At 73.7% G+C, this 18,690-nt stretch carries 18 protein-coding genes and 1 pseudogene; 6 read left to right on the forward strand and 13 right to left on the reverse strand.

The annotated features are described in order from the left end of the window. Positions 1–510: 510 nt before the first annotated feature. Positions 511–2,265 carry a malto-oligosyltrehalose trehalohydrolase gene (gene treZ, locus AB0M28_RS35290; protein ID WP_365414002.1) on the forward strand — a complete coding sequence of 585 codons (1,755 nt, stop codon included), beginning with the start codon at positions 511–513 and terminating at the stop codon, positions 2,263–2,265. 19 nt (positions 2,266–2,284) lie between these two features. Further along, positions 2,285–2,803 carry an NUDIX domain-containing protein gene (locus AB0M28_RS35295; RefSeq protein WP_365414004.1) on the forward strand — a complete coding sequence of 173 codons (519 nt, stop codon included), beginning with the start codon at positions 2,285–2,287 and terminating at the stop codon, positions 2,801–2,803. Positions 2,804–2,857: 54 nt separating this feature from the next. On the opposite strand, the gene AB0M28_RS35300 is transcribed toward AB0M28_RS35295, so the two are convergent. Then, on the reverse strand, positions 2,858–3,352 hold the full coding sequence (locus AB0M28_RS35300) for an SRPBCC family protein (protein WP_365414006.1): 495 nt from the start codon (positions 3,350–3,352) through the stop codon (positions 2,858–2,860). 89 nt (positions 3,353–3,441) lie between these two features. Beyond that, positions 3,442–4,068, reverse strand: a complete 627-nt coding sequence (locus AB0M28_RS35305) for a LysE family translocator (protein WP_365414008.1) — start codon at positions 4,066–4,068, stop codon at positions 3,442–3,444. Positions 4,069–4,150: 82 nt separating this feature from the next. Between AB0M28_RS35305 and AB0M28_RS35310 the strand changes: the two genes are divergently transcribed. Next, entirely contained in the window at positions 4,151–5,098 is a 948-nt protein-coding gene (locus AB0M28_RS35310) for a bile acid:sodium symporter family protein (protein WP_365414010.1), read from the forward strand. Here AB0M28_RS35310 and AB0M28_RS35315 read toward each other — a convergent pair. The 4 genes from AB0M28_RS35315 to AB0M28_RS35330 all read right to left on the reverse strand — a co-directional run bounded on the left by AB0M28_RS35315 (position 5,031) and on the right by AB0M28_RS35330 (position 8,405). Then, complete coding sequence (locus AB0M28_RS35315; RefSeq protein ID WP_365414012.1) at positions 5,031–6,194, reverse strand: lactate 2-monooxygenase; 1,164 nt, start codon at positions 6,192–6,194, stop codon at positions 5,031–5,033. The two genes, AB0M28_RS35310 and AB0M28_RS35315, sit on opposite strands and share 68 nt — an antisense overlap. 145 nt (positions 6,195–6,339) lie before the next feature. Then, positions 6,340–7,281 carry an aminoglycoside phosphotransferase family protein gene (locus AB0M28_RS35320; protein WP_365414014.1) on the reverse strand — a complete coding sequence of 314 codons (942 nt, stop codon included), beginning with the start codon at positions 7,279–7,281 and terminating at the stop codon, positions 6,340–6,342. 50 nt (positions 7,282–7,331) lie between these two features. Continuing rightward, the gene (gene prcB, locus AB0M28_RS35325) at positions 7,332–8,171 is read right to left on the reverse strand and encodes a proteasome subunit beta (RefSeq protein WP_365414016.1); all 840 of its coding nucleotides are present in this window, start codon (positions 8,169–8,171) and stop codon (positions 7,332–7,334) included. 66 nt (positions 8,172–8,237) lie between these two features. After that, positions 8,238–8,405 carry a hypothetical protein gene (locus AB0M28_RS35330; protein ID WP_365414018.1) on the reverse strand — a complete coding sequence of 56 codons (168 nt, stop codon included), beginning with the start codon at positions 8,403–8,405 and terminating at the stop codon, positions 8,238–8,240. A gap of 10 nt (positions 8,406–8,415) precedes the next feature. Between AB0M28_RS35330 and AB0M28_RS35335 the strand changes: the two genes are divergently transcribed. Further along, a complete protein-coding gene (locus AB0M28_RS35335; RefSeq protein ID WP_365414020.1) occupies positions 8,416–9,249 on the forward strand; it encodes a phytanoyl-CoA dioxygenase family protein in 834 nt (277 codons plus the stop codon). On the opposite strand, the gene AB0M28_RS35340 is transcribed toward AB0M28_RS35335, so the two are convergent. The 4 genes from AB0M28_RS35340 to AB0M28_RS35355 all read right to left on the reverse strand — a co-directional run bounded on the left by AB0M28_RS35340 (position 9,239) and on the right by AB0M28_RS35355 (position 13,780). Further along, positions 9,239–10,183, reverse strand: coding sequence for a carbohydrate ABC transporter permease (locus tag AB0M28_RS35340; protein WP_365414022.1), 945 nt, complete (start codon positions 10,181–10,183; stop codon positions 9,239–9,241). The genes AB0M28_RS35335 and AB0M28_RS35340 overlap by 11 nt on opposite strands. Next, positions 10,180–11,316 (reverse strand): sugar ABC transporter permease, encoded by a 1,137-nt coding sequence (locus AB0M28_RS35345; protein ID WP_365414024.1) that lies wholly within the window; start codon positions 11,314–11,316, stop codon positions 10,180–10,182. The genes AB0M28_RS35340 and AB0M28_RS35345 overlap by 4 nt, the downstream gene beginning before the upstream one ends. Continuing rightward, entirely contained in the window at positions 11,313–12,557 is a 1,245-nt protein-coding gene (locus AB0M28_RS35350) for an extracellular solute-binding protein (protein WP_365414026.1), read from the reverse strand. Before AB0M28_RS35350 ends, AB0M28_RS35345 begins: the two co-directional genes overlap by 4 nt. A gap of 68 nt (positions 12,558–12,625) precedes the next feature. Continuing rightward, on the reverse strand, positions 12,626–13,780 hold the full coding sequence (locus tag AB0M28_RS35355) for a LacI family DNA-binding transcriptional regulator (RefSeq protein ID WP_365414028.1): 1,155 nt from the start codon (positions 13,778–13,780) through the stop codon (positions 12,626–12,628). Positions 13,781–13,870: 90 nt separating this feature from the next. Here AB0M28_RS35355 and AB0M28_RS35360 point away from each other — a divergent pair, with 90 nt between their 5' ends. Continuing rightward, positions 13,871–15,964, forward strand: a complete 2,094-nt coding sequence (locus tag AB0M28_RS35360) for a glycogen debranching N-terminal domain-containing protein (RefSeq protein WP_365414030.1) — start codon at positions 13,871–13,873, stop codon at positions 15,962–15,964. Between the two features lie 78 nt (positions 15,965–16,042). Here AB0M28_RS35360 and AB0M28_RS35365 read toward each other — a convergent pair whose 3' ends face one another. Both AB0M28_RS35365 and AB0M28_RS35370 read right to left on the reverse strand, forming a co-directional pair. Then, positions 16,043–17,008 carry a hypothetical protein gene (locus AB0M28_RS35365; protein ID WP_365414032.1) on the reverse strand — a complete coding sequence of 322 codons (966 nt, stop codon included), beginning with the start codon at positions 17,006–17,008 and terminating at the stop codon, positions 16,043–16,045. Between the two features lie 139 nt (positions 17,009–17,147). Beyond that, positions 17,148–17,999, reverse strand: a complete 852-nt coding sequence (locus tag AB0M28_RS35370) for a phosphatidylinositol-specific phospholipase C/glycerophosphodiester phosphodiesterase family protein (protein ID WP_365414034.1) — start codon at positions 17,997–17,999, stop codon at positions 17,148–17,150. Positions 18,000–18,338: 339 nt separating this feature from the next. Between AB0M28_RS35370 and AB0M28_RS35375 the strand changes: the two are divergent. After that, positions 18,339–18,524, forward strand: a pseudogene (locus tag AB0M28_RS35375) (GNAT family N-acetyltransferase); the annotation flags it as partial. An 18-nt stretch (positions 18,525–18,542) separates the two neighbouring features. Here AB0M28_RS35375 and AB0M28_RS35380 read toward each other — a convergent pair. Next, positions 18,543–18,662: a hypothetical protein gene (locus AB0M28_RS35380; protein WP_365414036.1), complete on the reverse strand. Its 120-nt coding sequence runs from the start codon at positions 18,660–18,662 to the stop codon at positions 18,543–18,545. Between the last annotated feature and the right edge of the window lie 28 nt (positions 18,663–18,690).

The following is an 18,690-nucleotide window of genomic DNA, read 5'->3' on the forward strand; positions in this document are numbered from 1 at the left end:
GGAGCCGCCCCGCTCCGCACCGGCGCAGCGCAGCGGAGCCGACCACTGGGCGGCGCGCAGCGCCGTCCCCCCGCGCTCCGCCCGGCAAGGCCCCTTGGGGCCGCAGAATCACTTCGATCCACAACGACAACCGGCCACGAACACCCCGCCGCGCACATCGGCCACCGGCTCATCCCCCGCCGACATGGCTCCGCCACCACGAAACACCGACCGTAACGAGGCCCCACCACAACGGTCCGCCACAGGTCCGAGCCCCGAGGCCCGACGCGGGCTCGGCCCGGGCCCCGGCCGGGCGCGGACCCGGGGGCGCAAGCCCAGGCGCCGGCGTCAGGCAAGGCACACCGCAACGGGTGGTGTGTGGGTGGGGGCAACCCCGCGCCGAAGGCGCGGGCGGCGCCGGACACGGGCCGGCAACCGCCCACCCCGCAGCGCGAGACGCCCACGCCCGCACAGTGCCGCCCACCCCCCGCCTCCTGGCGCCCGCACCCACCACCCCCCAGCATGGGACCCATGCTGTTCGAGGTATGGGCCCCCAAGGCCCAGCGTATGGAGCTGGTCGTCGAAGGCCGCGCGCACGTGATGCGGCCGGCGGGGCGCGGGTGGTGGCGGGGGGACGCCGAGGCCGTCGGCGGGGTGCGGTACGGGTACCGCGTCGACGGCGGACCCGTGCGGCCCGACCCGCGGTCGCGGCGGCAGCCGGACGGCCCCGACGGGCCCAGCGCCGTCGTGGACCACGCGGCGTACGCGTGGCGGCATCCCTGGCCGGGACGGCCGCTGAACGGAGCCGTGCTGTACGAGCTGCACACCGGGACGTACACCCGCGAGGGCACCCTCGACGCCGCCGCGCAGCGGCTCCCGCACCTGGCGGCGCTCGGCGTCACCCATGTGGAGCTGATGCCGCTGTGCCCGATCCCGGGCACGCACGGATGGGGCTACGACGGCGTGTCGCTGTGGGCCGTGCACGAGCCGTACGGCGGGCCGGAGGCGCTGAAACGCTTTGTCGACACGGCGCACGGACACGGACTCGGCGTCGTCCTCGACGTGGTGCACAACCACCTCGGCCCGGACGGCAACCATCTCCCCGACTTCGGACCGTACTTCACCGACGCCCACCACACCCCCTGGGGCGCCGCCGTCAACCTGGACGGACCGGAGTCCGACGAGGTCCGCGCGTACCTGGTCGGCAGCGCCCTCGCATGGCTGCGCGACTACCGGATCGACGGCCTGCGCCTGGACGCCGTACACGCGCTGCACGACGACCGCGCGCGGCACTTCCTGGCGGAGCTGTCCGCCGCGACGGACGCCCTCGCCGGGCATCTGGGGCGGCCCCTGTTCCTGATCGCCGAGTCGGACCTCAACGACCCGCGGCTGATCACCCCCCGGGAGGCCGGCGGGTTCGGGGTGCACGCCCAGTGGAACGACGACTACCACCACGCGCTGCACACCGCGCTGACGGGCGAAGGGCACGGCTACTACGCCGACTTCGCCGCCGACCCGGGGCGCGCCCTCGCCAAGACCCTGACCGGCGGCTACTTCCACGACGGTACGTACTCCACGTTCCGCGGGCGCCGCCACGGCGCGCCGCTGGACCGCGTCCGCACCCCTGCGTACCGGCTGCTGGGCTACGCCCAGACCCACGACCAGATCGGCAACAGGGCGCTCGGCGACCGGCTGTCCGCGACCCTCTCCCCCGGCCGGCTGGCCTGCGCGGCGGCGCTCGTGCTGCTCGGCCCGTTCACACCGATGCTGTTCATGGGCGAGGAGTGGGGGGCGCGCACGCCGTGGCAGTACTTCACGGACCACACCGATCCGGAGCTGGCGGAGGCCGTACGGCGCGGACGGCGCCGGGAGTTCGCGGCGCACGGCTGGGCGGAGCACGACATCCCGGACCCGCAGGACCCCGCGACGCGGGAACGCTCCTGCCTGGACTGGTCGGAGCCGGCGAAGGGCCCGCACGACGCCCTGCTGTCCTGGCACCGGACCCTGATCGCGCTGCGGCGCTCGCAGCCCGCGTTCACGGACCCGGACCTGACCCGGGTACGGGTGGACGTCGCGGACGGGCCGGTGGTCCGCCTCGGCCGGGGGGAGTTCGAGGTGCTGGTGAACCTGGGGCCGGCGGCCGCCGGGATCCGGCTGGGCGCGGGCGTCGCCTGGGATCTCGTCGACGCCTGGGGCGACGTGGAGCCGCCGGTGCCGCCCGGCGGGACCGTGACGCTGCCCCCGGAGACGGCGGCGGTCCTGCGGAGGCTACCGCCGGACGCGTGATCCACCTAGGGTGATGATCATGCGCACTCCCAGCACTCCCAGCACCCCCCGCACCCCCCGCACCCCCCGCACCGCCGCCCGCCTGGCCGTCCTCGACCCCGACGGCTCGGTCTTCCTCTTCCGCTACCCGGCCGGGGAGATCCCCGCTTACTGGGCGATGCCCGGCGGCGGACTGGAGCCGGGCGAGTCGGCGCTGGAGGGCGTCGTACGGGAGGTCGAGGAGGAGACGGGCTGGACGGACCTGGTCCCTGGTCCGCTGCTGTGCACCTGGGAGCACGACTTCACGCGCAAGGGCGTCCCGGTGCGCCAGTCGGAGCGGATATACGTGGCGTACGGCCCGCGCCGCGAGCCCACGCCGCAGGCCGTGGCGCGCCACGGCGAGGACGACATCGTCGGCTGGCGCTGGTGGTCACCGGCGGAACTGGCCGCGGCCACGGAGGACCTGTGGCCGCCGCAGCTGCCCCAGCTGGTGGCCGCCCTGCCCGCGGAACCGGCCCGGCTGGAGCCCACGCACCTGGAGCCGGTGCGGCTCGACTAGCTGATCTTCGACGGGCACGCGTCGCGTTCGGCGAGCCCACGTCGCGTTCGACGTTCACCGGTCGGCGCACAGCGCGGCGAGGCGTTCCAGGGTGCTCGCCATCTGCGTCTGCCACCAGGCGCGCCCGCTGTCCACTTCCGCCCGTTTGTCCGCCGGCAGGCGGGAACCGTCGAAGGTCTCGGTCACCACCGTCGCCCCGGCCCCGTCCGGGAGCAGGTCGAAGATCCACCGGTGGCCCCACGAGGCTCCGGGCGCGCCGGCGTCCGGGTGCCCGCGGCCGGGTCTCGGCTCCCAGCCGATGCGGCGGTCCTGCTCGTACTCGACGACGTGGTTGTGCATCTCGTAGTCGCCGTAGCGCTCGAAGTGCATCCGCATGACGAAGACGTCCCCGACGCCCGCGACCACGGCGTCCGAGACGCCGCCGCGCAGCATCCCCGAGCCGTCGAGTTCCGGGTGCCGTCCGGGGTCGGCCAGGATCCGGAAGATGTCCCCCGCCGGGGCCTCGATGCGCCGGGACACCACCACGGGCCCGCCCGTCGTACTCGTCATCCGCACACCTTCGTCCACCGCAGACCAGGAACCTGACTCCAGCCCGGACGCTACACGGGGGGTACGACAACGCCTCGCCGGCCTCGGCCTCACCCCTCGACGGCCAGCCGCACCCCGAGCGCGACAAGCACGCCCCCGGACACCATCTCCAGCCGGCGCCGCACACCCGCGCGCGAGAGCACGCCCCGCAACCGCCGTACGAACCACACGTACAGCCCGTAGTACCCGATCTCGTACACCGCCCACAGCCCCGCCAGACCGATCATCGCGGGCATCACGGGCGCCCCCGACGGGACGAACTGCGGGAGGAACGACATCGCGAAGACCCCGGCCTTCGGGTTGGCCAGGTTCAGCAGCGCGCCGTTGCGGTACGACCGCCAGGACGACTGCCGCACCCCGCCCTCCGGTACGGCGAAGCCCCCGGCGTCCCCGCGCCGGGCGGCGCGGATGGCCTGGACGCCGAACCCCAGCAGCACCACGGCCCCGACGTAGCGCATCACGTCGTACGCCAGCTCGGACGCGGCCAGTACGGCCGTCAGTCCGAGGGCGGCGACGACACCCCAGAGGAACACCCCGGTCTCGTTCCCGAGCACGGTCATCATCCCGGCTCTCCGGCTCTGCATCGACTGCCGGATGATGAGCACGGTGGACGGCCCGGGCGCGGCGGCGACGAGCGTGCAGGCGCCGATGAACGGCAGCAGGGTGTCAGTCAGCATGGGGGACATCCTGCGACGGCACCGCCCCCCGGTGCCACCCGGTTGCATGGACAAACGGCGTCCGCCCCCGCAGCCTGTCCCTGTGGACTCGCCGCTGACCGTCTATCTGCTCCCCGCCGTCCTCGCCGTCATCATGTTCGGGCTCGGACTCGGACTGACCGTCGCCGACTTCCGGCGGATCGCGGAGTATCCGCGGGCCGTGGGGGTGGCGCTGGTGTGCCAGCTCCTGGTGCTGCCGGCGGTGTGCCTCGGGCTGGTGACCGGGTTCGGGCTCGCTCCCGAGCTGGCCGTGGGGATGATGCTGCTGGCCGCCTCGCCGGGCGGGACGATGGCCAACATCTTCAGCCATCTCTTCGGCGGGGACGTCGCGTTGAACATCACGCTCACCGCCATCAACTCCGTCGTCGCCGTCTTCACCCTGCCGCTTGTCGTCAACCTGTCCCTGGCCCACTTCATGGCGGGCACCGACGACGCGCTCGGGCTGCGCTTCGACAAGACGCTGCAGGTGTTCCTCGTCGTGCTGGTGCCCGTCGCCGCGGGCATGGTCGTACGACGGCGGCGGCCCGGGTTCGCCGAGCGCACCGAGCGCATGGTGAAGGCCACCGCCGTCGCCGTGCTCGTCGTGATCATCATCGCCGCGATCGCCGCCGAGCGGGAGAACGTGCCCGGCTATCTCGTGGACGCCGGGCTCGTCGTCTTCCTCTTCGGCGCCGTCTCGCTGGCCACCGGTTACGGCGCGACGCGTCTCGCGCGGGCCGGGCACCGGCAGTCCGTGGCGTGCTGCTTCGAGATCGGCATGCACAACACCACCCTGTCGCTGGCCATCGCGCTGTCCCCCTCGCTGCTCGACAGCACCCGGATCGCGATCCCTTCGGCGGTGTACGCGGTGCTCATGTTCGGCATGGCGCTGGCGACCGGTTTCCTGCTGCGCCGGATCGGCCGCCGGCGGTCCGGGCCGTCGCTCACCGCCGCGCCAGGTCGTCCGGCCCCAGCTCCGCGGGAGAGCGGTGACCCAGTAGTCCCAGAGTGAGGTCGAGGTCCGCCAGCAGGCTCCGCAGCACGTGCCGGACGCCGTCCTCCCCGCCGAGTGCCAGGCCGTAGGCGTACGGGCGGCCGTACAGCACCGCCTTGGCGCCGAGGGCGAGCGCCTTCAGGACGTCCGCCCCGGTGCGTACGCCGGAGTCGAAGAGGACGTCGAGGCGGTCGCCGACGGCCTCGACGACCGCCGGCAGCGCGTCGAGCGAGGCGATCGCGCCGTCCACCTGCCGTCCGCCGTGGTTGGAGACGACGACGCCCTCCACGCCCGCGTCCGCCGCTCGGCGGGCGTCGTCGGGGTGCTGGATGCCCTTGAGCACGATCGGCCCGTCCCAGTGCTCGCGCAGGAACGGCAGCCGGTCCCAGGTCTTGTCCGTACCGGTGAAGGTCGGCACCCACTTCAGCACGGCGGCGAAGACGTCGTCCTCCGGCGACTTCTCCAGCCCGGCCCGGAACGCCGGGTCGGAGAACGGGATCGCGCAGCCGACGCCGCGGATGAAGGGGAGGTAGGACTGGTCGAGGTCGTGCGGGCGCCAGGCGAGCGTCCAGGTGTCGAGGGTGACGACGAGCGCCGTGTAGCCGGACCTGCGGGCGCGGTCGAGGATGCTGACGGTGACCTCGTCGTCGTTCGGCCAGTACAGCTGGAACCAGCGCGGCCCGTCGCCGTTCGCCGCCGCCACGTCCTCGATCGTGTGGGAGGACGCCGTGGACAGGACCATCGGTACGCCGACGGCCGCCGCGGCGCGCGCGGTGGCCAGTTCGCCGTCCTCGTGCAGGATGCTCTGCACGCCGACCGGGGCGAGGAGGACGGGCGCCGCCAGCTCCTGGCCGAGGACCGTCGTACGCAGGCTCCGCTCGGTGGCGCCGGTGAGCATCCTCGGCACGAGCCGTACGCGGTCGAAGGCCTCGCGGTTCGCGCGGTCCGTGGCGCCCGAGCCGGCGGCGCCCGCGACGTACCAGTACGGCCCGTCCTCCAGCTGCTCGCGGGCGGCCGCCCCCAGTGCGGTGGGGTCGGTGGTGAAGGGGGGCGTCTGGTTGGCGAGGCCGTTGAGGTAGATCTCCGGCTGGTAGTCGGCGAACCGCTGGGTCATCGTTGGCTCCTCCCTGGGCCGGGAGACTCGGTGGGTCCTCCCTGGTCACGGTGATTCTGTGACACGGCGGCCCGTCTGGCTACCCGCTGGTACGGGGCACGCCCGGAAGCCGGACCGCTCAGCGCCCGCCGCAGAGGCGCACCGCTCACACCCCCGCCAGCTCCGCGAGCAGCCGCGCCTCCGCCATGACCTCCGCTCCCCCGTCCACGTCCCCGAGCGAGGCCGCCCACAGGGCGGTCTCCACCCGCCGTGCGACGGCCCACGCCTGGAGCCGCGCCGCGTCCTCCTCCAGCGCGTCGGCCAGCAGCGCGAACCGCTCCGCGACGACCCGGGACGGCGCGGGGTACGCGTACGGGTCGTCGATCTGCTCCAGCAGCGGGTACACGTCGTACCCCGGGTCCCCCGCCATCGGCTTGGCGTCGATGGCCAGCCACGGCCGCCGTTCCGCGGCCAGCACGTTGCCGGGGTTGAAGTCGCCGTGTACGACGGCCTGTCGGGTGGCCGACGCCGGCAGCGAGCGCAGCAGGTCCGCCCCGAGGGCGACCAGGCCCGCGTCGTAGCCCGGGCGCAGCCGCTCCATCCGCTCCTCGGCCAGGTCCGCCCACGCCGCGGTGACCTCGCCGAGCAGCGGAAGCCCGTGGCCGGCGGGCACCGGTACGCTCCCCAGCTCGCGCAGCACGCCCGCGCCGATCAGGAGCCGTTCCCCGGCCGGGAGATGGCCGGCGTCGCCCAGTTCGCCGCCGGGCGAGCAGCGCTCCAGCAGCAGCGCGAAGTCCGCCGGTTCGGCCCGCAGTACGCGCGCGGCCCCGCGCCCGTCCCACAGGCGCAGGCCCGCGGCCTCCGCCGCGGCCTCGTCGTGCGGCCAGGTCACCTTGAACACCGCGGCCGTGCCGTCCGGCAGCCGGGCGGGCGCGACCCACGAGCAGCTGCCGCCGTGGAAGGGCCGCCCCAGCCGCAGCGACCACGCGTCGCGGTACCGGTCCACGAGCGCGGGCAGGCCGGCGAGCCAGTCGCGGGCGCGGGGCTCGCGCTCGCCCAGCCCCGTGAACAGGGGCAGGTCCGGCGGGAAGAGATCGTCGTCGGTCACGCGGCCACGGTAGTGCCCGGGCGACCCGTCACCGGGCTCCGACGGCCCGCTCAGAGCACCGGCGCGTTCGGCCCGTCCGGCCGCTCCTCCCGGCCCCGGACCACGTCCCGCGCGATCCCTGCCACCGTGTCCTCCGGCAGCTGCCGGAAGCCCTCCGCGGTGAGCGTGACCAGCTGCGGGTACAGCCGCCGGGTGAGGTCCGGGCCGCCCGTCGCCGAGTCGTCCTCCGCCGCGTCGTACAGCGCCTGTACCGCCATCGTGGCGGCCTCGGTCTCGCTCATCCCGGGGCGGTAGAGCTTCTTCACCGCGCCCAGGGCGAAGACGGAGCCCGAACCGGTGGCGGCGAAGTCCCGCTCCTCGCAGCGCATCCCGTCGACGAAGTACGAGTGGATCCGGCCCTCGTCCGCATGTGTGTCGTACGCCGCGAGGACGGGGACCACCGCGAGGCCCTGCTGTGCGGCGGGCAGGTTGTCGCGGATGAGTGTGGCGAGGCGGTTGGCCTTGCCGTCGACGGAGAGGGCGACGCCCTCGACCTTCTCGTAGTGGGCCAGCTCCATCCGCAGCAGGCCGACCATCTCCTCCGCCATGCCCGTCGACCCGGCGATGCCCACGGCCGTGAACTCGTCGGCCTGGAAGACCTTCTCGTAGCGGCGGTTGGCGATCATGTTGCCCATGGTGATCCGCCGGTCGCCGGCGATCAGCGCGCCGTCGCCGTAGCGGGCGGCCACGATCGTGGTGCCGTGCGGGACGTCGAAGCCGGGCACGGGGTCGGGGTAGCGGCGGTTGGCGGGGAGCAGGTCGGGGGCGTACGAGGCGAGGAAGCCGGTGAACGACGAGCCCGGCCCGAGGAATGCGGGCGGCAGGCCGCCGGGTATGTGCTCCGCCTCCATGGTTCTCCTTCCGTCGCGCGCGTACCTGGGAGGACCTCTCGCCACCCTACCCCCGCCCCGGCCGGATCACTCCGTACGGCGGTGCGCCGCCCGGTAGTCGCGCGGGCGGATCCGTTTCAGCTCCAGGAAGCGTCGGTTGAAGTCGGACAGGTTCTGGTAGCCGCTGCGCGCGGCGACCAGCCCGAGGCTGCGCTCCGCGGGATCGAGGGCGGAACGCCCGCCGTCCGCTGTCACGCTGGCGTGTATGACCTCACGCGCAGCCCACCGCGACCCCGCCCTCGACGAGCCCTACGACCTGCCGCCGGACGCGCCCGCCGCCTTCGAGCGCGACGGTTTCGTCCATCTGCCCCGCGTCCTGGCACCCGGGACGATCGCCCGTTACGAGCCGGAGGTCACCGGCGAGGTGATCCGGCTGAACACCCAGCACCTGCCGCTGGCCGAACGCGGCACCTACGGCAAGGCGTTCCTGCAGGTGACGAACCTCTGGGAGCACAGCGAGAGGGTCCGCGCGCTGGTCTTCTCCCGCCGCCTCGCGCAGATAGCCGCCCGGCTGCTGGGCGTACGGGCGGTGCGGCTCTACCACGACCAGGCGCTGTACAAGGAGCCCGGCGGCGGTATCACCCCCTGGCACGCCGACCAGTACTACTGGCCGCTGTCCACCGACCGCTGCTGCACGGTGTGGCTGCCGCTGCAGGAGACACCCCTGGCCATGGGCCCGCTGGCCTACGCCCGGGGCAGCCACCGCTTCTCGTACGGGCGTGACCTGCCGATCAGCGACGAGTCGGAGGCGCGTCTCGCCGAGGCGCTGGCCGCGCGGCGGTTCGAGGACGTCGTGGAGCCGTTCGCCCTCGGCGACGCCGGCTTCCACCGGGGCTGGACGTTCCACCACGCCGGCCCCAACGGGGGCGCGGAGCCGCGCCGCGTGCTGACGGTGATCTACCTGGAAGCGGACATCCGGGTCGCGGAACCGGTCAACGACAACCAGGTGGCCGACCGCGCCTGGATGCCGGGCGCGGAGGTCGGAGAGGTGCCTGACACCCCGCGCAATCCGGTGCTGTACGACGCCCTCACCCCTTGACGGATCCGGCCCCGGCCCCCCGTACGAAGTGCCGCTGGAAGCAGAAGAACAGCACGGCGACGGGGACGGTGGACAGCGCGGCGGCGGCCAGTTTCAGCGGGTACTGGGAGCCGCCGCCCAGGCCGCCGGAGACGAAGCGGGCCAGACCGGTGGTGAGCGTCTCGTACTGCCCCGACTGCGTGGCGACGAGGAAGTGGGTGAACTCGTTCCACGAGCCCTGGAAGGACAGGATCGTCAGGGTGATCAGCGCGGGCCGGGCCATGGGCAGCACGACCGACCAGTAGATGCGCACGACCCCCGCCCCGTCGATCCGGGCGGCCTCCTCGACCTCCCGGGGGACCGACTCGAAGAACTGCTTCATGATGAAGATCCCGGCGGCGTCCACCAGCAGCGGGATCATCATCCCGGAGTACGTGTCGAACAGCCCGAAGGTCTTCAGCACCAGGAACTTGGGGATGAGCAGCACGATGCCGGGGACCGCCATGACCGCGAGCAGGGACGCGAACAGCAGCGCCCGTCCGGGGAAGCGCAGCCGGGCCAGCGCGTACCCGGCCATCGAGTCGAAGAGCACGCGGCCGGCCGTCACCACCACGGTGACGAACGCCGAGTTGCCGAGCCAGCGCAGGAACGGAACGCTGTCCTCGTCCTGCGCGATCCCGAACAGCCGCTGGTACGCGGCGGTGGTCGGCGTGGTGGGCCACAGGGCGAGCGGATGGGAGGCGGCCTCCGGGTCGGTCTTGAAGCTCGTCGCGATCTGGATCGCGAACGGCAGCAGGTACAGCAGCGCCAGCCCCACCACCAGCGCGCCGCCCAGCAGCCGCCAGGGCACGGAGAGCCGGCCGAGGACCGGCCGCTCGCCGCCTCGCGCAAGCCCCCGCGCGGCCGCCCGCCGCTCGGGCGGGGCGGCGAGTTCAGGGGCGGCGGTGGCGGTCATCGGGTCCTCCTCGGCGTGCCCGGGTCGCGGAGGCGCGGCACCCTCGGCCTGTCCCCGTCTCGTCGGCGCGGCCCCCTCGGCCTGTCCCCGTCGCGTTCGCGCAGCACCCACCGCTGGACGCCGGTGAGCACCAGGATCAGCGCGAAGAGGATGAACGCGATCGCCGCGCCCTGCCCGTAGTCGGCGTCGCGGAAGGCCGAGCTGTACGACAGGAACGCGGGCGTGAGCGTGGTGTTGCCGGGCTTGCCCTGCCCCATGACGTACACCATGTCGAAGACCTGCCAGCTGCCGATCAGGGCGAGGGTCAGCACGAGGAAGAGCACCGGCCGGAGCGCGGGCAGCGTGACGTGGCGCAGCAGCTGGCGCCGGTTGACGCCGTCGATGGCGGCGGCCTCCTCCAGCTCGCGCGGGACGTCCTGCAGCGCCGCCAGGAAGATCAGCATGAAGGTCCCGGACGTCGTCCAGACGGCCAGCATGATCAGGGTGCACATGGCCACCGAGGGCCCGGAGAGCCACTCCCACCAGCTGAGCCCCAGGAACTCGTGCTGGGCGAGGAACCCGCCGGGCCGGTCCGGATCGGCGAGTCCCAGCCCGCCGAGGGCCACCCACACCACGCCCCGTGAGTCCGCGAACCAGTTGGGGCCCTTGACCCCGATCCAGGACAGCAGGCTGTTCACGGCGCCGCTGCCCTGGAAGAGGAAGAGGAACACCGTCGAGACGGCGATCGAGCTGGTGACGGACGGGAAGTAGAAGGTGGTGCGGAGCAGTCCGCGGCCCCGGATCAGCCGCTGGTTGACGATCATCGCCAGGGTCAGCGACAGCACGGTCACCAGCGGTACGCCGAGCAGGACGTAGTACGCGTTGTTGCGCAGCGAGGTGGCGAGGAGCGTGCGGTCGAGGCCGTCGCGGGTCAGCAGGTCCTGGTAGTTGCCGAGCCCGACGAACCGCGCGTCGCCGCCGGTGAACGGGTTGGACTGGCCGTCCCAGTCGAGCAGGCTCACCCACAGCGCCATCAGGATCGGCAGCAGCAGGAACAGCCCGAGGACGAGGACCATGGGGCTGACGAACAGCCAGCCCCAGGCCCCCTCGCGGCCCCGGACGCCGGGAGCGCGCCGGGCGCCGCGAACGCTCACTGCCCGCTCTCCACCACCGACTGGCCGTTGCGCTGCAGATCGCCGAGGATCTTCGCCGGGTCGGCGGTCTTCAGCTTCTGCAGATCGGTGTTGAACTGGCCGAGCACCTTGTCGATGCCCTTGACCGTCACGGGCCCCTGCACCCAGTCGCCGGCGGCGCCCCAGGGCGCCTGCTCCGGGTGCTGCGCCAGATAGTCCTGGGCGGCGCTGAGCCGCGCGGGGATCGCGCCGAAGCCGTTGCCCATGGCGAGCTGCTGCGCCGGCTCGGTCAGGTGCTTGACCAGCTCGACGGCGGCGTCGCGGTGGCTGCTGTCCTGGGCCACGCCCCAGCAGTTGGTGAACGCGAGCGTGCCCTTGCCGCCGGGCCCCTCGGGCATGTCGACGACCTTGTACTTCACGTCCGGGAAGTCGTTCTTCATGGCGCCGGCCAGCCAGCTGCCCTCGATGGTCATGGCGGCCTTGCCCTTGCCGAGGGCCTCGCCGCCCCAGCCCGCGTCGACGTCGGTCATGTACTTCATCGAGCCGTCGGCCAGCATCTTCTTGACGAAGCCGAGCCCTTCGGCGTTCTGCGCGGTGTCGGCGGTCATCTTCGTCTGGTCCGGGTCGGTGATCCAGCCGCCGGCCTCCTTCATGAAGGCGCCGAGCCGCTGGTACTCGTTGGTCGTCACGAGTCCGGTCACGCCGCCCTTGGTGAGGGTGCGGGCGACGCTGTGGAGCTGGTCCCAGGTCTTCGGGAAGTCGGCGTCGGTGAGCCCGGCCGCCTGCCACAGGTCGGTGTTGACCGCGAGCGCGAGCGAGGACATGTCCTTCGGTACGCAGACCAGCTTGCCGTCGTACGTGAAGGAGCGGCGCAGCGTCTCGGAGAAGTCGTCGACGTCGTCGATCGCGTCGGTGTACGGGAAGAGGGAGCCCCCCGACGCGTAGTTGGCGAACTGGTCGGAGTTGACGTAGAAGACGTCCGGCGGCTTGCCGCCGGCGAACGCCTGGCCGAGCTGCTGGTTCATGTCCTTGGCGGTCTCGACGCGGACGGTGTTGCCGCTCTTCTTCTCGTACGCGGCGGTGGCGGCCTTCACCGCCGCGGTCTCGGCGTCGCCGGAGGTGGCGATGAGCACGGTCAGGGTCTGCTTGCCGCCCTTGTCCTGGGCGGGGCCGCTGTCGTCGTCGAAGCCGTCGGAGCAGCCGGCCGCGGTGAGCAGGGCCAGGCAGCCGGCGAGCGCCGTGAGGGTCGTCCGCTTCTTCATGAGGGTCCTCCATGGGGCGCGGCTCGGGAGGTGCGGGGTCGGGGCGGTGGCGGGGGTGCGGTGACGGGTCAGTGCGGTGGCGGGGCGGTGCTCTCGCGGATGCTGAGCGCGGGGGTGAGCAGGACGTGCGCGGGCGGGCGGGCCGGTTCGGCGATACGGCCGAGGAGCATCCGTACGCAGTCCCGGCCGACGGCGTCGAGCGGCTGGGCGACGCTGGTCAGGGCGGGGGTGAGCAGGGCGGCGGCCGGGGAGTCGTCGAAGCCCGCGACGGACACGTCGGCTCCGGGTGCGAGGCCGCGCTCGCGCAGCGCGCGGTAGCAGCCGAGGGCGAGGGTGTCGCTGGCGGCGACGACGGCGGTGGCGCCCGCGTCCAGCAGCGGACCGGCGGCGGCGCGGGCCGCGTCGAGGTCGTCCACGCACGCGGCGCGGCGCCCGCGCACGGGCAGCCCGTGCCGGCGCATGGCGCGCCGCCAGCCGGCGGCGCGGTCGTCGCCGGAGCCGGAGCCCTTCGGCCAGCCGAGGAACGCGATCCGGGCGTGGCCGAGTCCGACGAGGTGGTCCGTCAGCGCCTCGGTGCCGGCGGCGCCGTCCACGTCCACCCAGTCGCCGGTCTCCCGGCCGGACCACACCCGGCCGAACGCGGCGAACGGGATGCCCTGCTTCTCCAGCCACACCTGGCGCGGATCGCCGCGGAAGGTGCCGCTGAGCACGAACCCGTCGACGCTGTAGGTGTCCAGCAGCTCCTGGTACGCGTCCAGCATCCGCTGGGGTACGTCGCGCGTCCCGGGGCCGTCGGGGACGGGACCGGGACCGGGCTCCGGCCCGGGCTCCGGCTCTGGCTCCGCGAACAGCAGGATGCGGTGGCCCGCGGCGTCCGCCGTCTGCGACAGGGCGTGCAGGAAGTGGTCGAGGACGGGCGTCGGCGTGCCGGGGGCGGTGGGCCGGATGCCGTAGCCGATCAGCTTGCTGGAGCGGGTGCGCAGTTGCTGCGCCGCCCGGTGCGGGCGGTAGCCCATCGCGTCGATGGCCTGCCGCACCCGCCGCAGCGTGTCGGGGCGCAGCAGCTCGGGCGCGTTGATGGCGTTGGAGACGGTCTGCGGGGAGACCCCCGCGCGGCGCGCGACCATGGCCAGCGTGACGCCGCCCGGTCTGCCCGACGCCTTGCCGCCGCTGTCGGCCATCGGCGCGCTCCCCTCCTCCGCTTCGCGTCCTGTGTCCGTCAATTGGAGCGATCCATAGGCGTTGTTACGGATCTGAAGTGCAACTACAGTCTTTGGAACGCTCCAATGCCCACGAGATTGGTACCCGGACGCATGAGTGTCAAGACCCGCGACGGCATCGACGAGCCCGAACCGGAAGGGACTTCGGCCCCGGGGCTGCAGCCCTTCCTGCACGACGCCTGCATCACGCTGTACGCCCCCGCCTTCACCGTCTCCCGCCCGGACGGGCAGCTCACCGGAACCGGGGCAGACGGCTTCTACCACGGTGAACGGCGGGCGCTGGCACGGCTGGAGGTCGCCGTGGACGGCGTCGTCCTGGCTCCCGTGGGCGGGGGCGTCCAGGGGGCGGACCGGGCCGTGTTCCGGTCGGTGCCGCGCGGGGTGGCGGAATCGACGGCGGATCCGGCGGTGGTGCTGGTGCGGCGGCGCTCGATGGCCCCGGGCCGGCTCACGGAGACCCTGGAACTCACCAACTCCGGTCGGCTGCCCGCCCGGTTCGGGCTCACGGTGACGGCGGGGACGGACCTGGCGGCGATGGAGCAGGTGAAGGGCGGCCGCTCCGGCAGGCTGGTCGTGCCGGTCGCGGAGCCGGACGGCCTCGTGTGGCGGCGGGGCGCGCACGAGGTACGGCTGACCGCCGCGCCCTCGCCCGCCCGGACCGACGCCGGCCGGGGCGTGCTGGCGTACGACGTCGCACTGCCGCCCGGCGGCAGCTGGCGGGCCGAACTCGTCTGCACGGCCGGCGACTCGGCGGACGTGCCCTTCCCCGCACCCCGGCCCGGCACCCCGGCGCCCTGGCACCGGCCCGCGGTGCGCAGCGCCGACCGGGCGCTGGACCGCTGGCTGCGGCAGTCCCACGCCGATCTCGAACGGCTGCTGCTCGCCGACCCCGAGCGGCCCGGGGAGCTGTTCCTGGCGGCCGGCGCCCCCTGGTTCGCCACCCTCTTCGGCCGGGACTCGCTCTGGTCGGCGCGGATGCTGCTGCCGCTGGGGACGTCCCTGGCCGCCTCCACGCTGGGCGTGCTGGCCCGCCGCCAGGGCACCGCGGTGGACCCCCTGACCCAGGAGGAGCCCGGCAAGATCCTGCACGAGGTGCGCCGCCCGGACGCCACCGGACTGCCCCCGCTGTACTACGGGACGGTCGACGCCACCCCGCTGTGGGTGGTCCTGCTGCACGACGCCTGGCGCTGGGGGCTCGATCCGGCACGGGTGGAGGAGCTGCTGTCGCACGCCGAGGCGGCGCTGGAGTGGATGGCGCGGTACGGGGACGCGGACGGCGACGGGTTCCTGGAGTACCTCGACCGCTCCGGCAAGGGCCTGGCCAACCAGGGCTGGAAGGACTCGGGCGACGCCATCAGGTTCCGCGACGGCTCCCTCGCCGCGGCCCCGCTGGCGCTGTGCGAGGTGCAGGCGTACGCGTACGAGGCTGCCGTCGGCGGCGCGGCGCTGCTGCGGGCGTTCGGCCGGCCGGGCGCGGACCGCTGGGAGGAGTGGGCGGCGCGGCTCGGCGACCGGTTCCGGGAGGCGTTCTGGGTGGAGGACGACGCCGGCCCCTATCCGGCCGTGGCGCTCGACGGCGACAAACGGCCGGTGGACTCCGTCACCTCCGCGTTCGGACAGCTGCTGGGTACGGGCCTGCTGAACGGGGAGGAGAGCGCGCTGCTCGCCAAGCGGCTGGCGGCACCCGATCTGGACTCCGGCTTCGGTCTGCGCACGCTGAGCAGCCACGCGGCGGGCTACAACCCGCTCGGCTACCACATCGGTTCCGTCTGGCCGCACGACACGGCCATCGCCGTGTACGGGCTGGCCCGGGCCGGTTTCGCCGATACGGCGGCCGCCCTGGCCGGCGGGCTCGTACGGGCGGCGGACGCCTTCGACGCGCGGCTGCCCGAGCTGTACGCCGGCTACGGCGCGCGCGACGGGGGGCGCCCGGTGCCGTATCCGGCGGCCTGCCGCCCGCAGGCGTGGGCGGCGGCCTCGTCGGTGCTGGTGCTGCAGTCCCTGCTGGGGCTGGCCGCCGATGTGCCGGGCGGCACGGTGCGGGTGGCGCCCGCGGCGAGCGGGGAGTTCCGTCCGCTGCGGGCCGGCGGGCTCCGGGTGGCGGGCGGGGCGCTGGACGTCGCCGTGGCGGCGGACGGGACGGTGGAGGTGTCGGCGCCGGAGGGGATCAGGGTGGTGACCGGGTGACGGCGGGCACCTCGGGCCGGGCGGGGCGGGTCAGCCGTCCGGTTTCGGGGCGGGGCAGCCGACCCGTTTCGGGACGGGTCAGCCGTCCCGTTTGCCCTCGGCCTGCTCCGCGAGCCGCTCCAGCAGGTCCTGGAAGTCGGCGCCGACGGTGACCGTGAGGGTGCCGTCGTCCAGCTCGCTGAGCTGGGTGAGCTCCCCGTCGCGCCACCAGAACAGGTGGGGGCTCACCGGCCCGACCGCGTCCTCGTGGCCGGCCGCGGCGTACCGCGCCATCCCGCCGAGGCTCGCGAGCACGCCGATGTCCTCGATCGGATGGAACACCAGCTGGTGCCGGAAGGGCATGGCCACCAGCGCGCCGTCCGGGCCGAGCGGGCGGCCAGTGATCTGCTCGACCAGCGCGTCGAGCACCAGCACCCGGCTGGCGGTGAAGAACGAGTCGCCCATCACCACATGGAACCGCTGTCCGTCGGACTGCTCGACGGCCTCGTGGCCCTCGACGGGAAGGGCGCGCAGATTGCGGAACGCCCGCGTCCACAGGTCGTCCATCCGGCCGAGGGGGGTCAGCGCGTCGTCGCCCAGCAGCATCACGCTCTCCGGCAGGTCGAGCGCCAGCACCTCGCACAGTCCGGGGGCGAGCGGGCGGGCGTAGCCGAAGTTGGCGCGGTCGATCAGGTCGGCGTCCACGATCCGCGGGTAGATCCGGGCGCGCAGCTGCTCGGGGCGCATCGTGTCCAGCGCGGACGGTCCGTCGAGGGTGCGCAGCAGTACGGAGATGTGCCGCCGGACGAGCTGCGGCCAGACCCGCTGCCCCCGGCTGTCGTGATGGCAGGTGGCCGCGAGGTTGCTCAGCCCGAACTGCCGGCCGCTGTCGTCCGTGGCGTGGTCGGCGTAGAGCGACACCTCCAGCCCGTGTTCGGCGAACGCCTCGCGGACGGAGCGCCGGAACAGCGCGCCCTCGCCCTCGGAGAAGTACTCGAACGCCGTGTCACGCGGCGCCTCTTCGCCGTCCCGGCGCCGTCCCCCGGCCCGTCGGAATCTCCCCATGGCGCTCCCCCTCCCACGCGCGATCTTCCGGCTCCGATCCTACCCGCGGGGTCGGACACCTATCCGCGCGCACCGCCCCGGGGTGGGCCCGGGGCGGTGGGTTCGCGCATCGCCCGCCGTCCGGGGCGGCGGGCGTCGCTCACCCGTTGTCGCGGGCCCGCAGGAACGTCTCGAGTCCGGCCAGGTCGTCCGTGTTGAGGTGGTCGACGTCCGCGGCCAGCAGCTCCTGCCAGAGCGCGTCGCGAGCCGCGCCCAGCAGGTCGGGCGTGGCCCAGAACCGGACCCGCTGGCCGCGCGAGTGGGCGAACGCGATGATCGAGCGGAGCCTCTCACGCTCCGCCGCCGGCATCTCACCGACGCCCTGCCAGGTGAAGAAGCTGTTCCAGTTGCCGCTCACCAGGGGGATGAAGGAGGCCGGGACGGAGGTCGCGAGGTCGTCGTAGCGCCCGTCGTAGAAGGCGTACCGGACCTGCTCCGCCTCCATAGGCACCCGCGCCGCCCGGTCGCCGGAGATGACGGCGGTCACGGCGCGCGGGTGGACGCGGCCGTCGACGGCGTAGCTGAACAGGCCGCGGTAGCGCCGCAGCACGCGCGACAGTTCGCGGTACGTGGCGTCGCCCAGGTCCTTGATGTCGATGAGCAGCTGCACCGACTGCCGGTGTCCGGCGTAGACGCTGCCCCGGTTGGCGGCGACGCGGCGCGCGAGCGGGTCGAGGTAGAGGGCCTCGAGGGTGCGGGCCGGGTCGAGGGTGGCCTCCTCATGGGCGACGAGCAGCTTGCCGTCGCGCAGGAAGATGTCCGCCTCGACGGAGGTGAAGCCGTGCGAGAGGGCGTCGTGCAGCGGCCGCTCGTGCAGATAGTCGTTGTGCGCGTGGGCGCGGCGCAGTGGGGTGGCGCCGTTCGCACGGGCGGCGGTGGCGGGCAGCGCGAGGCCGCCGGCGACGGCGGCGGTGAAGGTGGCGACGGCCTGGCGGCGGGTGGGACGGTACACGGGTTCCTCCCCTGGTTCGGCGTGCGGGCCTGGCGGACGATCAGGGTGGCGATCGTTGAGGGCCAGCCATGAGCATGACCCTCCTGTCGCACAAATAACGGAAGCCCGCCCGAAGTTCCAGATCCGGTCACCGGCCGTTTCCCGGACCACGGCTGATAGAACGGCGGTATGAAGATCCGTGAAGGAGGACCCGCCGACGCGGCGGTGATGATCGAACTCTTCGACGGCGCGGTGCGCTGGCTCACGCGGGAGGGGCGCACCGGCCAGTGGGGCACCGAGCCGGCGACCGGCAATCCGGCACGGACGGCGCACTACGAGGAGTACGCCAACGACCCCGCCATGGTGGTGCGGGTGGCGGAGACGGACGACGGTCGGGCGGTGGGCGTGGCGGTGCTGGCCGCGGAGCCCTCGTCGTACGTGCCGACCGCCGGCGAACCGGAGCTGTTCCTGCGGCTGCTGCTGACCGACCGCGCGCTGAAGGGCAGCGGGATCGGCGCGGCGCTGGTCGAGGACGCGTGCGCGCAGGCCGTGCGGCGCGGTGTGTCACTGCTGCGGGTGGACTGCTACGCGGGGGACGACCGGGCGCTGGTCGCGCACCCACCACTGCAGGAGGTCGTTGCCGCTCACGTCCACCTTGTCGCCCAGGGAGACGAACGACGACACGCCGATCCCCAGCCGGCTCAGTCCGCCG

It is taken from the genome of Streptomyces sp. NPDC051940, assembly GCF_040680895.1.
Lineage (GTDB): Bacteria > Actinomycetota > Actinomycetes > Streptomycetales > Streptomycetaceae > Streptomyces.

Excerpts from the sequence above, each read along its gene's own strand:
- treZ (WP_365414002.1), top strand. The coding sequence starts at position 511 with ATGCTGTTCGAGGTATGGGCCCCCAAGGCCCAGCGTATGGAGCTGGTC.
- AB0M28_RS35295 (WP_365414004.1), top strand. The coding sequence starts at position 2,285 with ATGCGCACTCCCAGCACTCCCAGCACCCCCCGCACCCCCCGCACCCCC.
- AB0M28_RS35300 (WP_365414006.1), bottom strand. The coding sequence starts at position 3,352 with ATGACGAGTACGACGGGCGGGCCCGTGGTGGTGTCCCGGCGCATCGAG.
- AB0M28_RS35305 (WP_365414008.1), bottom strand. The coding sequence starts at position 4,068 with ATGCTGACTGACACCCTGCTGCCGTTCATCGGCGCCTGCACGCTCGTC.
- AB0M28_RS35315 (WP_365414012.1), bottom strand. The coding sequence starts at position 6,194 with ATGACCCAGCGGTTCGCCGACTACCAGCCGGAGATCTACCTCAACGGC.
- prcB (WP_365414016.1), bottom strand. The coding sequence starts at position 8,171 with ATGGAGGCGGAGCACATACCCGGCGGCCTGCCGCCCGCATTCCTCGGG.
- AB0M28_RS35335 (WP_365414020.1), top strand. The coding sequence starts at position 8,416 with ATGACCTCACGCGCAGCCCACCGCGACCCCGCCCTCGACGAGCCCTAC.
- AB0M28_RS35340 (WP_365414022.1), bottom strand. The coding sequence starts at position 10,183 with ATGACCGCCACCGCCGCCCCTGAACTCGCCGCCCCGCCCGAGCGGCGG.
- AB0M28_RS35350 (WP_365414026.1), bottom strand. The coding sequence starts at position 12,557 with ATGAAGAAGCGGACGACCCTCACGGCGCTCGCCGGCTGCCTGGCCCTG.
- AB0M28_RS35360 (WP_365414030.1), top strand. The coding sequence starts at position 13,871 with ATGAGTGTCAAGACCCGCGACGGCATCGACGAGCCCGAACCGGAAGGG.
- AB0M28_RS35365 (WP_365414032.1), bottom strand. The coding sequence starts at position 17,008 with ATGGGGAGATTCCGACGGGCCGGGGGACGGCGCCGGGACGGCGAAGAG.